Source organism: Comamonas suwonensis (assembly GCF_012844455.2).
GTDB classification, from domain to species: Bacteria; Pseudomonadota; Gammaproteobacteria; order Burkholderiales; family Burkholderiaceae_C; genus Comamonas; species Comamonas suwonensis.
Genome location: NZ_JABBCQ020000008.1, coordinates 1 through 13,257, shown reverse-complemented (window position 1 = coordinate 13,257; position 13,257 = coordinate 1). Strand labels below are relative to the sequence as shown.

At 59.4% G+C, this 13,257-nt stretch carries 14 protein-coding genes; 9 read left to right on the top strand and 5 right to left on the bottom strand.

Translation table 11 applies throughout. The annotated features are described in order from the left end of the window. Positions 1-45: 45 nt before the first annotated feature. From trxB to HF327_RS10380, 4 genes are all read left to right on the top strand, one after another. The gene (gene trxB / locus HF327_RS10395) at positions 46-999 is read left to right on the top strand and encodes a thioredoxin-disulfide reductase (RefSeq protein ID WP_169108163.1); all 954 of its coding nucleotides are present in this window, start codon (positions 46-48) and stop codon (positions 997-999) included. Between the two features lie 283 nt (positions 1,000-1,282). Beyond that, positions 1,283-1,516 carry a 50S ribosomal protein L28 gene (gene rpmB, locus HF327_RS10390; protein WP_066539714.1) on the top strand — a complete coding sequence of 78 codons (234 nt, stop codon included), beginning with the start codon at positions 1,283-1,285 and terminating at the stop codon, positions 1,514-1,516. Between the two features lie 22 nt (positions 1,517-1,538). Next, positions 1,539-1,709 (top strand): 50S ribosomal protein L33, encoded by a 171-nt coding sequence (gene rpmG / locus HF327_RS10385; RefSeq protein ID WP_054067538.1) that lies wholly within the window; start codon positions 1,539-1,541, stop codon positions 1,707-1,709. A 128-nt stretch (positions 1,710-1,837) separates the two neighbouring features. Beyond that, entirely contained in the window at positions 1,838-2,596 is a 759-nt protein-coding gene (locus HF327_RS10380; protein WP_169108162.1) for a hypothetical protein, read from the top strand. Positions 2,597-2,611: 15 nt separating this feature from the next. Here the strand turns inward: HF327_RS10380 and HF327_RS10375 are convergent, their stop codons facing one another. The 3 genes from HF327_RS10375 to HF327_RS10365 all read right to left on the bottom strand — a co-directional run bounded on the left by HF327_RS10375 (position 2,612) and on the right by HF327_RS10365 (position 7,422). Next, the gene (locus tag HF327_RS10375) at positions 2,612-4,144 is read right to left on the bottom strand and encodes an aminotransferase-like domain-containing protein (RefSeq protein WP_407927038.1); all 1,533 of its coding nucleotides are present in this window, start codon (positions 4,142-4,144) and stop codon (positions 2,612-2,614) included. Positions 4,145-4,741: 597 nt separating this feature from the next. Beyond that, on the bottom strand, positions 4,742-5,965 hold the full coding sequence (locus tag HF327_RS10370; protein ID WP_169108160.1) for a DesA family fatty acid desaturase: 1,224 nt from the start codon (positions 5,963-5,965) through the stop codon (positions 4,742-4,744). A 125-nt stretch (positions 5,966-6,090) separates the two neighbouring features. Beyond that, positions 6,091-7,422 carry an RsmB/NOP family class I SAM-dependent RNA methyltransferase gene (locus HF327_RS10365; RefSeq protein WP_169108159.1) on the bottom strand — a complete coding sequence of 444 codons (1,332 nt, stop codon included), beginning with the start codon at positions 7,420-7,422 and terminating at the stop codon, positions 6,091-6,093. 138 nt (positions 7,423-7,560) lie between these two features. Between HF327_RS10365 and HF327_RS10360 the strand changes: the two genes are divergently transcribed. Further along, positions 7,561-7,818: a DUF1653 domain-containing protein gene (locus tag HF327_RS10360; RefSeq protein WP_169108158.1), complete on the top strand. Its 258-nt coding sequence runs from the start codon at positions 7,561-7,563 to the stop codon at positions 7,816-7,818. Positions 7,819-7,869: 51 nt separating this feature from the next. On the opposite strand, the gene purN is transcribed toward HF327_RS10360, so the two are convergent. After that, complete coding sequence (purN, locus tag HF327_RS10355; RefSeq protein WP_169108157.1) at positions 7,870-8,448, bottom strand: phosphoribosylglycinamide formyltransferase; 579 nt, start codon at positions 8,446-8,448, stop codon at positions 7,870-7,872. An 85-nt stretch (positions 8,449-8,533) separates the two neighbouring features. Between purN and HF327_RS10350 the strand changes: the two genes are divergently transcribed. From HF327_RS10350 to HF327_RS10335, 4 genes are all read left to right on the top strand, one after another. Further along, a complete protein-coding gene (locus HF327_RS10350; protein ID WP_169108156.1) occupies positions 8,534-9,235 on the top strand; it encodes a YceH family protein in 702 nt (233 codons plus the stop codon). Positions 9,236-9,477: 242 nt separating this feature from the next. Then, the gene (locus HF327_RS10345) at positions 9,478-10,659 is read left to right on the top strand and encodes an acyl-CoA dehydrogenase family protein (RefSeq protein WP_169108155.1); all 1,182 of its coding nucleotides are present in this window, start codon (positions 9,478-9,480) and stop codon (positions 10,657-10,659) included. A gap of 127 nt (positions 10,660-10,786) precedes the next feature. Then, a complete protein-coding gene (locus tag HF327_RS10340; RefSeq protein ID WP_169108154.1) occupies positions 10,787-11,902 on the top strand; it encodes an acyl-CoA dehydrogenase family protein in 1,116 nt (371 codons plus the stop codon). 159 nt (positions 11,903-12,061) lie between these two features. After that, positions 12,062-12,556 carry a nucleoside deaminase gene (locus tag HF327_RS10335; protein WP_169108153.1) on the top strand — a complete coding sequence of 165 codons (495 nt, stop codon included), beginning with the start codon at positions 12,062-12,064 and terminating at the stop codon, positions 12,554-12,556. An 81-nt stretch (positions 12,557-12,637) separates the two neighbouring features. Here the strand turns inward: HF327_RS10335 and HF327_RS10330 are convergent. Then, positions 12,638-13,257, bottom strand: a 620-nt coding sequence (locus HF327_RS10330; RefSeq protein WP_169108152.1) for a bestrophin family protein, incomplete at its 5' end; no start/stop codon positions are given.

Below are 13,257 nucleotides of genomic sequence, written 5' to 3'. Positions count from 1 at the left end.
ACTGCGCGCCGGTTGTCGGCCTGCTTATTTTCAGAGTCACGCTTCATGTCCTCCACCAAACACGCACAAGTTCTCATCCTGGGCTCCGGCCCTGCCGGCTACACGGCAGCCGTGTACGCCGCCCGCGCCAACCTTAACCCGCTGCTGATCACCGGCATGGCTCAGGGCGGCCAGCTGATGACCACCACCGAGGTGGACAACTGGCCAGCCGATGTGATGGGCGTGCAGGGCCCCGAGCTGATGCAGCGCTTTCAGGAGCATGCCGAGCGCTTCAAGACTGAAATCGTGTTCGATCACATCAACAAGGTCGACTTCTCCAAGCGCCCCTTCACACTGACTGGCGACAACGGCACTTACACCTGCGACTCCCTGATTCTTGCCACCGGTGCCTCGGCCAAGTATCTGGGCCTGCCTTCTGAAGAAGCCTTCATGGGCCGCGGCGTTTCGGCCTGCGCCACCTGCGACGGTTTCTTCTACCGTGAACAGCCCGTTTGCGTGATCGGCGGCGGCAACACTGCAGTGGAAGAAGCGCTGTACCTATCCAACATCGCCAGCAAGGTCACACTGGTGCACCGCCGCGACAAGTTCAAGGCCGAGCCCATTCTGGTGGACAAGCTGATGGCCAAGGTGAAAGAAGGCAAGATCGAGCTCAAGACCCACTTCACGCTGGATGAAGTGCTGGGCGACCAGAGCGGCGTGACCGGCATCCGCATCAAGAGCACGCAAGACGGCCACACAGAAGAAGTGAAGCTGCAAGGTGCCTTCATTGCCATCGGCCACCATCCCAACACCGACATCTTCCAGGGCCAACTGGAGCTGGAAAATGGCTACATCGTCACCCAAGGCGGCCTCAAGGGCTTTGCCACACAGACCAGCGTGCCCGGTGTGTTTGCCGCTGGCGACTGTCAGGACCACGTATACCGTCAAGCCATCACCAGCGCCGGCACGGGCTGCATGGCAGCCCTTGATGCACAGCGCTTCCTCGAGCAAGAGTCCTGATCGGCAGCGAGCACCGTATTAACGGTGCTCACACAATACAAAAGCCCTTGAGCTTGGCCTTCTTTGGCCCGCCTCAAGGGCTTTTTGCTTAAAACGCTATAATCGCAGACTTTGCTGAATTCAAGGTAGTACAGACCGAGTGCTTTATGCACTTTGTGCCATCGGGACTTCCGCAATCGGGCTACCGCCACCCATTACAAACTGGCGAGGTGAGGTTGTCGGCACCTTCTGCGCAATGCAGGATGGCAGCGCTGGCAGCCGATTCAACTATCGGAGTGTCCAAATGGCACGCGTATGTGAAGTTACGGGCAAGAAGCCCATGGTGGGCAACAACGTTTCCCACGCCAACAACAAGACCAAGCGTCGTTTCCTGCCTAACCTGCAGTACCGTCGTTTCTGGGTCGAAACAGAAAACCGTTGGGTGCGCCTGCGCGTTTCCAGCGCTGCTCTGCGTTTGATCGACAAGAACGGCATCGACTCCGTGCTCGCAGATATGCGCGCCCGTGGCCAAGCTTAATTTCCACTAAAGGAGAATCAACATGGCTTCCAAAGGCGGACGCGAAAAGATCAAGCTGGCTTCTACTGCTGGCACCGGTCACTTCTACACCACAACCAAGAACAAGAAGACGATGCCTGAAAAGATGTCGATCATCAAGTTCGACCCCAAGGCTCGCAAGCACGTCGAGTACAAGGAAACCAAGCTGAAGTAATTCAGCCTGTTTCTTGAAAAACCGCCTCACGCAAGTGCAGGCGGTTTTTTTATACCGGCTGCGGTGCAAGAGCTCGGGCCAGGACCCTCCCTATACTGGACGCTTTGCAACGCACAGGGATGGATCACATGAATCACAAGATGCTGAGCACCTTGCTTTTTTCGCTTGCCGTGTCACCAGCCGTCTTCAGTCAGACCTTCATCTGCCCCACGGGCCCAGGTCCCGGCCAACGCCAGGTCGGCATGACAGGCGGCTCACCAGGCCTGGCTTCCGTGCCTGTCTGCGAACAGTTCAGCACAGCGCCAGCAGCCACCCAACGCGCCGAGCCATCCCCAGCAGATGCCCTTGGCGGCTTGGTACGGAGTCAGATCGAGCTGCTGCGTGAGGGGCAGGAGCTGATCAAGGAAGGTCAGAAAATTGCACAGGACCCGCAGTATCAGAAGCTGCGCAAAGGCTACTGGATGTTTTCGCATGACGAGAAAAACCCGCGCTCGGGTCTTGAATGTGCGGCGATTTTTGGCAGCATGTCCGGCGCTGTTCAGCTTTCCGGCCCCACAGCCAAGCACAACGGTGCCCTGCTGACCTTTCTGGGCATGGACATTCCCCAACCCGCCAGCCCGCGCAAGATCAGAACCACGCTGACCCAGAACCAGGACAAGCCCCAAGAGGTTGATGCCATCAACTACACCATGTCCAACGGCAAATGGGGAGCCATCGTCTATGCGCTTGGTGGATCCGAAGCGCTGGTCAAAGAACTTGGGGAAGAGGAAGAATCCCGCTTCAAGGTCTCGATCGAGGGCAAGGAAGTTATCAGCACCTTCTACAAAGAGGGTGCCAAGGCCCGCGAGTTCCTGCGCCAATGCATGGCCGGTCAGCTGACGAAATAAAGACGCAGGGCCGCTCTAGCTACGCAGACCCCGCCCCAGTTGCCAGCAAGCCATCGCCCCAAGATCCTGCATTGCCTGCTCCATCAAAGAATCGACGGTATGGGTGCAGGCCAAGCGCATGCAGTGCTCATAGCGGCCCGAATTGGAAAACATGCTGCCCGGCGCAATCCTGATGCCCTTGCCCAGGGCCGCAGTGAACAACTCCGAGGTGCGCATTTCTGCAGGAAATTCCAGCCACAGACACAGCCCCCCGGCAGGCAGGCTCATGCGCGTGCCCAAGGGAAAAAATCGGGCTACCAGCTTGGCCATGGATTCACGCTGTTTCTTCAACTGTTGCTTGAGCTTTTCCAGACTGCGCTGATGCGTGGGCGAGCCCAGCACCTCGGCCACCACCAGTTGCCCCAGCGTCTGGGTATTGCGGCTTTGTGCGAATTTGAGCATCTGCACCCGACCATGCCACTGGCCGCCATTCATCCAACCCTGGCGCAGGCCCGGTGCCAGACTCTTGTTGAAAGCCTGACAGTAGATCACATGGCCCGAGACACTGTCCCAGGCCTTGAGCGGCTTGACAGCCTGTTGCCCCTCCACGAACAGTCCGTAGGAGTCATCCTCAATCAGCGCAGCGCCATGTGCGGCACACAGAGCCACCAGCCTGGCTTTGTTATCGTCGGGCATGCGGGCACCCAGCGGCATCTGCAATTCCGGCACCACCACCACGGCCTTTAGCCTTGGCTGGGTCTGAAATGCCAGCTCCAGCGCCTCGATGGACATGCCTGTGCGTGGACTGCAGGGAATCTCCAAGGTTTGCAGCTGCAGCGACTCCACCACCTGCAGCAGCCCGTAATAAGTGGGTGACTCGACCGCCACCAGGTCGCCTGGCGAGGCCACGGCCGCCAGCGCCAGACTCACAGCTTCTGAATTACCCGTCGTAGCCAGCACATCCACCGGAGCCACGCGTATGCCAGCGGCCAGCGCCCTGCGCGCCATGGCCTGCTGAAACAGGGGATGATTGCCCTGATTGGCCAACAAAGACCGACCTTGCGATAGCAGAGTCGGGTGCTCGCGCAACAACCGTGTCACGGTCTTGTTCAGGTAATGGTGGTCGAACAACGCGGCAGGGGGCGTGCAGCCGCCGATATCCATATACACATCGGCCTGACGCCCACGCTCCAGCAGCAGCGAAATATGTTCGTTGATGCCCACAAAATGCGCATAGGGGTTGGGCTGTACGGGCTGGCTCAGATCTGGCTCGCTGGTCAGAGGCAGTGCGGAAACAGCACCCGTTTCGCGCACGAAATAGCCCACGCGAGGCCGAGCGTCCAGATAGCCGCTCTCCTCCAGATAGCGCAGCACCTGCAAAGCCGTGGACAGACTGACCTGATGCCGCACCATCAGCTCTCGCACCGAGGGCATGCGCTCGCCGGGTTTCAAGGTTCCCAGCGCCATGGCTGTGCTGTAGTTGGCAGCCAGCCGCTGGTAGAGCGGCAATACCGGGCTATTGGCCTGACTACTGGCGGATGACGAATCAAGAGTGGCGGGAATCAGCATGGTGACGGTGTGAGCTGCTGGGCCTGCATCATGCCAGCAAGACCTGTTCTGCAACAGATACAGATTCATAGCAAACCAGGCAAAACAGAGCAGCGTCGATCTGTACTGATACGCCTTGGCAATAGCTGCGCTGTACCTGTTGCGAAATTCGCGTCAAAACTACGCTTGAGGCCTAGAACACTTCTGAGCAGGATCCCATGCATTGCCCTCAAAGCACACACTCACAGTACCAGCTTCGCACTGGTCAGGCCTTGTCACTGCATCTGCCGCAAGGTCACGAACTGTTCTGCCAGCAAGGAGCGTTACACCTGATGATCGGCCCCTTGAGCTTTACCGACAACCATTTCGGCCAGCTCATGGTACTGCACACAGGCCAGAGCTGGCGCTCACCCTCAAACACCTGGGTACAACTGAGTACCCGGCAAGCAGGCCATGCACTGGTTCAGGTTCATCAACCCCAGATGCAGCAAAGCTGTACTACCTCCATCGAAAAAGCAGTACAGCTTGTCAAAAATGAGCCGCCTCAGGGCATGAACGACACACCGGCCAAAACCTGGCGAAGGGTACTGAGCTTGCGCAGTCTCAGATGGAGCAGCTTCAGGCGCGGGCAGCGCGCAGCTTGACCGAGAAGTCTTTGAGCGCAGCAATACCACTGGCCTCGGCGCGCAAGCACCAGGCCTGCAGCTGATTGGTCAGTTGTTCGCGGCTCAGCGTGGTATTCAGCCACAGCTGGCGCAGCTCTTCACGCATGGTCAGCATCTGATCAATCACCGGGTGGGCAGCCCGCGCCTGCGCCAGCTGGCCTTGTGCGCGCTCGGGCACTTTTTCTGCATCGCGGTGCAGCCAGCGCTGAACGCCCTTGAGCAAAGACACATCTGATTTTTGCGCCTGCTTCTGCTTGAGCAAGTCCAGCTCTTGCTGAACAGCAGAACGCACGCCGCGCGCATAGCGGGCCATGACTTCGTAGCGATTGGCGATGATGGCTTCCAGCGTCAGCTCATCAGCGACCGGCTTGACCGCCCCCATGCGCAGGCGCGGCGGCGTCTTCTTGACCTTGGCCCAGCCCAGCTTTTGCAGGATGCTGATATAGAGCCAGCCAATATCAAACTCGTAGGGCTTGACGGAAAACTTGGCCGACGTTGGGTAGGTATGGTGGTTGTTGTGCAGCTCTTCGCCACCAATGATGATGCCCCAGGGCGACAGGTTGGTGGAGGCGTCCATTGCCTCGTAATTGCGATAGCCCCAGAAATGGCCTATGCCATTGACCACGCCAGCGGCCCAGAAGGGAATCCAGACCATCTGCATAGCCCAGATGCTCATGCCAATGACGCCGAACAGCGCCACATTGAGGATCAACATCAGCGTGGGACCCCAGACCGAATGTTTGGCGTACAGATTGCGCTCCAGCCAGTCATCGGGCGTGCCGTGGCCGAACTTCTTGATCGTTTCCGTATTCTTGGCTTCGCTGCGATACAGCTCAGCGCCTTCGCGCATGACTTTGCTCAGGCCACGCGTCTGCGGGCTGTGAGGGTCGTCAACGGTTTCGCACTTGGCGTGGTGCTTGCGGTGAATGGCAACCCATTCCTTGGTCACCATACCCGTACCCAGCCACAGCCAGAAACGGAAGAAATGAGAAGGTACAGGCCCCAGATCCAGAGCCCGGTGCGCCTGACTGCGGTGCAGAAAAATCGTGACACCCGCAATCGTGAAATGGGTGGTGACCAAGGTGTACAGCAGCAACTGCCACCATGACAGATCCCACAGACCGTTGGCCATCCATTCCACGACTGCATTCCAGAGCAAGCCAATATCCAGCGACATAAATAACAAAGCCTTTGGCAAAAAACCATGCCTCACCTCATAAAGCACGGTCGTGCAATTTTAGGTGAGCTGCTTACAAGCCTACTGCTGATACCCTGACAGCTGATACCGGATTTGCACGGAAGTTACGCCTTCTTCACCCAAGCAGCGGCGAAAAATCCGTCAGTTTCGTGCTGGTGCGGCCACAGACGCAGGTACAGCTTGCCATCCTCACCACCGCTGCACAACTTTTCGCCATCAACAACCTTGATCTGCTCCAGCACATCAGCAGCATTCAGCGGTTCAAACTCGGGGTGAGCCGCGCTGAAGGCTTCGGCAATGGCTTCGTTTTCCTGCGGCAGGATGGAGCAAGTCGCGTAGATCAGGCGGCCACCGGCCTTGACCAGACGGGCGCTGCTTTCCAGAATCGCGGCTTGTTTGACGGTCAGCTCTTCCACCGCCTTGGGGCTTTGGCGCCACTTCAGATCGGGGTTGCGACGCAAGGTCCCCAAACCCGAGCAAGGCGCATCCACCAGCACGCGGTCAATCTTGCCAGCCAGGCGCTTGACACGTTCATCACGCTCATGGGCAATGGCTGCGGGGTGCACATTGGACAGACCCGAGCGCGCCAGACGTGGCTTGAGTGCATCCAAGCGATGGCCCGAGACGTCGAACGCATACAGGCGGCCGGTATTGCGCATGGAAGCGCCAATGGCCAGCGTCTTGCCACCGGCACCGGCGCAAAAGTCCACCACCATCTCGCCGCGCTTGGCATCCAGCATCAGGGCCAGCAGTTGCGAGCCTTCGTCCTGCACTTCAATCGCACCGCGATTGAAGGCATCGACCTTGGCCAGCGCAGGCTTGCCATCGACACGCAGACCCAGTGGCGAGAACGGTGTGGGCTTGGCCTTGATGCCCGCTTTTTCCAGTTCTTTGCGCACTTCAGCGGGCTTGTCATTCAGGGCGTTGACGCGCAAGTCCAGTGGCGCGGCCTTTTCCATGCTCGCAGCCAAGGCCCAAAACTCATCACCCACTTGTGCCTTGAGTGGCTCAACCAGCCACTCGGGCAGGTTGTGGCGGTGGGATTCCATGAGCTCTTCAGGCTTGATGTTGTCGCAAGCGTCCAGCCACTTGAGTTCCTGAGGCGTCAGCGCAGCCTTGATAAAGGTCTCGCTGTCCTGGCCGTCCTTGTTCTTGACGTTGCCTTGCTTCTTGCCCTGCTCACGCAGGACAGCAGCAAAGCCGAGAATGGCCAGACGGCGCTCACGCGGGCCGCTACCGGAATGTGCCAGGCCTTCAAACAACAGCTTCTTGCGCAGCACGGTGTAAGTGGTTTCGGCCAGAGTGGCGCGCTCACGCGGGCCGAGGTAACGGTTTTCGCGGAAGAAGTAAGACACCACGGAATCGGCCGCGTGTTCAAAAGTCATGGCGCGCTTGACGAGTTCAGCGCAAGCGTCGAGAAGCTGTTTGGGATGCATAACCCCAATTGTCCCACTGTCACCCTGGCCTTGGCTTGCGCCAGAAATCTATGGCCCCCATGCGTCGGCGAAGATTCATAGTAAAAACAGGCTCTAGCCCTTTTAGAGCATGCTCTAACCGCTCATTTTTTAAACACCATGTCCGACCACAACCTGCCGCCCCTCATCACCACCCCGCCCGGCCTGTACGAACATTACAAAGGCATGCCCTACGAAGTGATTGATACCGTGCGCCACAGCGAAACGCTTGAGCCTATGACGCTGTACCGCGCCCTGTATGGCGAGCGTGGCTTGTGGGTGCGCCCCGCTGCCATGTTCAATGAAACCGTGGTGATTGATGGCATGGAACAACCACGCTTTCGCCGCCTGCCTGAAGATCAGCAACAATCTTCATAAAACAAGGCTCTAGCGCTTATTCAACAAGCGCTAGCAGCTATTCAATCTGATTCAGCCCTTGATCAGATTAAGCACAGCACGCGGATAAATAGCGTGCTCTTGCACCAGCACGCGCGCGGCCAGCAGATCGGCCGTATCGCCGGGCAGCACAGGCACCACGGCCTGTTCCAGAATCGGGCCCACATCCAGCTCGGCCGTCACGCGGTGCACAGTGCAGCCCGCAAACTTGCAACCTGCATCAATGGCGCGCTGATGGGTGTGCAGGCCCGTAAAGGCGGGCAGCAGCGAGGGGTGGATGTTGATGAGGCGACCCTCGTAGTGCGCCACAAAACCGGGCGTCAGAATACGCATAAAGCCAGCCAGCACCACCAGATCAGGTGCATGGCGGTCAATCACCTGCATCAGCTCGACATCAAAGGCCTCGCGGCTATCAAACTGCTTGTGATCCAGCACTTCGGTGGCAATGCCGTTATCGCGCGCAAAGACCAATCCTTTGGCGTCAGCCTTGTTGCTGACCACGGCCGCGACCCGGGCGTTGTACTGCTTTGCCCAGTTCTGCTGCTGGGAAGCACGCACAATGGCGGCCATGTTCGAGCCGCCGCCCGAGATCAGGATCACGATGTTTTTCATGGGCGGCGATTGTCGCATTGACGGGCTAACCCTTGGTGGCTCGCAGCCGTTCCCTTGCGCCGTTCCAGACTTTTGAGGAGACCACATGCCTTTTGACCCACGCAATATCCCCCTCACGCCCGTTGAGGCCCGCGTTCTGGCCACGCTGATGGAAAAAGCCCGCACCGTGCCGGACAGCTATCCGCTCACGCTCAACAGCCTCATCACCGGCTGCAACCAGAAGTCCAGCCGCGACCCGGTGATGGAAATCAGCGAAGGCGAAGCCCAGGAAGCGCTGGACAGCCTGCGCATGAAAACGCTCGCCGTGCAGATCAGCGGCTCCCGATCCACCCGCTGGGAGCACAACTTTCCCCGCGGCATCGGCGTGCCCGACCAATCCGCCGTGCTGCTGGCCCTCTTGATGCTGCGCGGCCCCCAGACGGCGGGCGAGCTGCGTATCAACTCCGAACGCTGGCACCGCTTTGCCGACATTTCCTCAGTCGAGGCCTTTCTCGACGAACTGCGCGAGCGCAGTGAGGAAAAAGGCGGCCCGCTGGTCGTACTGCTGCCCCGTGCACCCGGCGCCCGCGAATCGCGCTGGGCCCATCTGCTCTGCGGCCCGGTCGATGTAGCTGCCCTGCAAAGCGCAGCCAGCGCCAGCGGTGGCGCAGGCGGCAATGCATCCGCCCTGCAGCAACGCGTGGATACGCTGGAAGCGGAAGTGGCCCAGTTGCGCGCCACCGTGCAGATGCTGTGCGAATCACTGGGCGTGGAGCCACCTGCCATCCAGGCAGCGCCAACCGAGTAAACCAGCGCATTGAAATTGATAGCTTCTAGCGCTTGATGAATAAGCGCTAGAGGCATATTTCAATCAACCGCCCAAAACGCCCCCTCCACGCCAAGGGCATCAAGGCTGCCATCCCCTTAAGGAAAAGCGCAAAGCGCCCTAGGGGATCAAGAACCTCGGGGGAACCCTGCCTTGTCACGACCCGGACAGGAAGAAAAAGAACGTGCGTGCTACAAAACATCCAGATTTTCTGGAGACACCGCATGGACTTGGCATTCACCCCTGAAGAACAGGCTTTTCGCGATGAAATCCGCACCTGGGTGCGGGCAAACCTGCCCGAGGATATTGCGCACAAAGTGCGCAACGATCTGCACCTGACGCGTGACGACTTGCAGCGCTGGGCCAAAATTCTGGGCAAAAAAGGCTGGCTTGGTTACGGCTGGCCCACTGAATTTGGCGGCCCCGGCTGGTCGGCCGTGCAAAAGCACTTGTTCGAGGAAGAATGCGCACTGGCCTGCACGCCGCGCATCGTTCCCTTTGGCCCGGTGATGGTGGCCCCCGTCATCATGGCCTATGGCACGCCCGAGCAGCACAAGCGCTTTCTGCCCGGCATTGCCAGCGGCGAAGCCTGGTGGAGCCAGGGCTACTCCGAGCCCGGCTCCGGCTCTGACCTGGCCAGCGTCAAAACCCGTGCCGAGCGCGTGGGTGACAAATACATCGTCAACGGCCAGAAGACCTGGACCACGCTCGGCCAGTATGGCGAGTGGATCTTCTGCCTGGTGCGCACCAGCAACGAGGGCAAGCCCCAGACCGGCATCAGCTTCTTGCTGATCGACATGAAATCCCCCGGAGTGACCGTTCGGCCCATCAAGCTGCTGGATGGCAGCCATGAAGTGAACGAAGTCTTCTTCGACAACGTGGAAGTCCCCGCCGACCAGCTGATCGGCGAAGAAAACAAGGGCTGGACCTACGCCAAACACCTGCTGAGCCACGAGCGCACCAATATTGCGGACGTGAACCGCGCCAAGCGCGAGTTGGAGCGCGTCAAGCGCATTGCCAAGGCCGAAGGCGTGTGGGAAGACACGCGCTTTCGCGACCAGATCGCCCTGCTGGAGATTGATGTGATCGCGCTGGAGATGCTGGTGCTGCGCGTACTCTCGGCCATGAAGTCGGGCAAAAATCCACTGGACATTGCCGGCCTGCTCAAGATCAAGGGCAGCGAGATTCAGCAGCGCTATTCCGAGCTGATGATGCTGGCCGCCGGCCCCTACTCCCTGCCCTATGTGCAGGAAGCCATGGAGGCAGGCTACCAGGGCGACTTCCCCGGCGGCGCGCTCAGCAACGCACCTCTGGCCGCCACCTATTTCAATATGCGCAAGACGACCATTTACGGCGGCTCGAACGAGGTGCAACGAAACATCGTGGCTCAGACAGTGTTGGGCTAAAGCCCAGCACTGTCTGCATTTTGCACGTACGGCTCCCCCGTGCCCCCTCCGGGAGGGGGTTCTTGCTAGAGCTTCGCTGAATGTGATGGTGCGCAAAGCGCACTCACTTCGGCAGCAGGAGACAAATATGGATTTCGATTTTTCCGACGACCAGCAACAACTGCGTGATGCCGTGGCCCGCTGGGTCGACAAGGGCTATACCTTCGAGCGCCGCCAGAGCATTGCCAAACAAGGTGGCTTCTCGCGCGAGGTCTGGAACGAGCTGGCCGAGCTGGGCCTGACGGCTCTCACAGTGCCCGAGCAATACGGTGGCCTGGGTCAGGGCGCAGTCGATGTGATGGTGGTGATGGAAGAGCTGGGCCGCGGCCTGGTGATGGAGCCGCTGACGCAGGCTTTTGTGGCCAGCGCCCTGCTCAGCCAGTTTGGCAGCGAGGCCATCAAGCAAAGCTGGCTGCCCCAGATTGCAGCGGGCGAGAAACTGGTGGTGCTCGCATCTCAGGAGCGCAAAGCGCGCTACCGCATTGATGTTTGTGATGCAAAGGCAATTAAAACTGGCAATGGCTATACGGTAGACGCTACAAAGAACATCGTTCTTTCCGGTGACAAAGCCGACGCCTTCATCGTGCCTGCCCAGCTGGACGGCAAAATTGCACTCTTCCTCGTCGAAAAAGACGCAACTGGGATCACCACCATCGGCTACGCCACGCAAGATGAAGCCCGCGCCGCCGATCTGGTCTGCAAGGCAGCGCCCGCCACGCTCATCACCAGCAACGGACTCGCCGCACTGACGCTGGCGCAGGACGTGGCCAACGCCGCCCTGTGCGCCGAAGGGGTGGGCGTGATGGAGCAAACGCTCAAGCTCACCACCGAGTACATGAACCAGCGCAAGCAGTTCGGTGTGCCCATCTCCAGTTTTCAGGCGCTGCGCCACCGCGTGGCCGACATGAAGATGCAGCTGGAGCTGGCCCGGTCCATGAGCTATTACGGCACGCTCAAGCTCAGCGCACCGGCGGAAGAGCGCCATTTGGCCATTGCCCGCGCCAAGGTGCAGCTGGGCCAGTCCATGCGCTATGTGGGCCAGCAGTCCGTGCAACTGCATGGCGGCATTGGTGTGACCGATGAATATGTGGGCAGCCACTACTTCAAGCGCCTGACGCAGATGGAAATGACGGGCGGCGACACCCTGCACCACCTGGGCACCGTGTCTGCGCACATGCAAGATAGCGCTGGCGTCTTTGCCTAAAAGCGGCAGAAATACACAGCAAATTACGGCAACGGCATTCAACATAAAAGCAAAAGTCAACAGCACGCTACGGCGTGCTGTTTTGCTTTTGGCATGCTCTATGCACAGCCCTGCGCTTCCTATGATCTTTGCGCCATTCACAAGATCAAGGAGACACGCATGAGCACGCAAGACACCGAAAAGTACCTGCTGGAGTCCATTCGCCTGGCCATGGGCAATGTCAAAGGCCGCGAACGCGCCACCTGGCCCTTTGGCGCCGTTCTGGTGCGTGACGGCCAGGTGCTGGCCCGCGCCGTCAATCAGGTCGATGAGCTGTGCGACCCTTCAGCCCACGCCGAGATGCAGGCCCTGCGTATTGCCGCCAAGGAGCAAGGCAGCACCGATCTGTCCGGCTCGGTGATGTATGCCAGCGGCTACCCCTGCACCATGTGCCACACGGCCATGCTGCTGGCCGGCGTGAAGAAGGTCTTTGTCGCCTACTCCAACGAAGAGGGCGAACCCTATGACCTGTCCGCCTCCCGTGGCTACGATGAACTGGCTCGTCCTGAAGACAAGCGCGAGATGCCCGTCATCAACCACCGCGTGCGTGATGCCGGTGAGGACCTGTACGAAGCATGGCAAAAAGCCGTGGATGAAGATCGCGCCACTGTCTAAGCAGCGCAAGCGCTAAGCGCTATCAAAAACAAAGCCCTGAAGGATGAGTTCAGGGCTTTGTTGTTTCCAGCACAGCTGGTTTCAGGTCAGCAGATAGTCCACCGGCTTGAGGGGTGGCGGCACCTGCGGGTCGCCCAGCGACTGGCTCAGGCTGATCTCAATGCCACGGCACATGGAGTCCAGCGCCAGATCGTTGCTTTCCATGCCAAAAGGCTCTTCCAGCTCATCGCCCAGCGCATCAAGACCGTAGAAGGTATAGGCCACGATGCCCACCACAAACGGCGTCATGAAGCCCGTGATATCCACCAGACCAAAGGGCAGCAAGAAGCAGTAAAGATGCGCCGTGCGGTGCAGCAGCAAGGTGTAAGAAAAGGGAATTGGCGTGTTCTGAATGCGCTCGCAAGATGCCGCCGCCGAGGTGAACCCGCTAAGTGTCCTGTCAACCGAGACCGCCAGACAAGGATCGATGCGCTTGTCCTTCAGGCATTGCCCCAGGTCCTGCCCCATGGCCAGAACAATTGCATCTGTGCGCTGGCCCAGCGGCAATTGCTCCAGACGCAGCCATTCGTCATCGGTCAGCCATTGCTGGGCCGCCGTATCCTCTTTCAGGCCGCGTAACTGGGCGCGCAGCGCGTGGGCAAAGGCCACGGCGCGGTGCACCATGCGCACGCGCACATCGTTAGCACGCTGGCGCGGGTCAA

What these genes read in the sequence shown, in the direction of transcription:
- rpmG (WP_054067538.1), top strand. Translation starts at nt 1,539, where the DNA reads ATGGCTTCCAAAGGCGGACGCGAAAAGATCAAGCTGGCTTCTACTGCT.
- HF327_RS10360 (WP_169108158.1), top strand. Translation starts at nt 7,561, where the DNA reads ATGTCCGACCACAACCTGCCGCCCCTCATCACCACCCCGCCCGGCCTG.
- HF327_RS10365 (WP_169108159.1), bottom strand. Translation starts at nt 7,422, where the DNA reads ATGCATCCCAAACAGCTTCTCGACGCTTGCGCTGAACTCGTCAAGCGC.
- HF327_RS10345 (WP_169108155.1), top strand. Translation starts at nt 9,478, where the DNA reads ATGGACTTGGCATTCACCCCTGAAGAACAGGCTTTTCGCGATGAAATC.
- trxB (WP_169108163.1), top strand. Translation starts at nt 46, where the DNA reads ATGTCCTCCACCAAACACGCACAAGTTCTCATCCTGGGCTCCGGCCCT.
- HF327_RS10335 (WP_169108153.1), top strand. Translation starts at nt 12,062, where the DNA reads ATGAGCACGCAAGACACCGAAAAGTACCTGCTGGAGTCCATTCGCCTG.
- purN (WP_169108157.1), bottom strand. Translation starts at nt 8,448, where the DNA reads ATGAAAAACATCGTGATCCTGATCTCGGGCGGCGGCTCGAACATGGCC.
- HF327_RS10370 (WP_169108160.1), bottom strand. Translation starts at nt 5,965, where the DNA reads ATGTCGCTGGATATTGGCTTGCTCTGGAATGCAGTCGTGGAATGGATG.
- HF327_RS10340 (WP_169108154.1), top strand. Translation starts at nt 10,787, where the DNA reads ATGGATTTCGATTTTTCCGACGACCAGCAACAACTGCGTGATGCCGTG.
- HF327_RS10350 (WP_169108156.1), top strand. Translation starts at nt 8,534, where the DNA reads ATGCCTTTTGACCCACGCAATATCCCCCTCACGCCCGTTGAGGCCCGC.
- HF327_RS10380 (WP_169108162.1), top strand. Translation starts at nt 1,838, where the DNA reads ATGAATCACAAGATGCTGAGCACCTTGCTTTTTTCGCTTGCCGTGTCA.
- rpmB (WP_066539714.1), top strand. Translation starts at nt 1,283, where the DNA reads ATGGCACGCGTATGTGAAGTTACGGGCAAGAAGCCCATGGTGGGCAAC.
- HF327_RS10375 (WP_407927038.1), bottom strand. Translation starts at nt 4,144, where the DNA reads ATGCTGATTCCCGCCACTCTTGATTCGTCATCCGCCAGTAGTCAGGCC.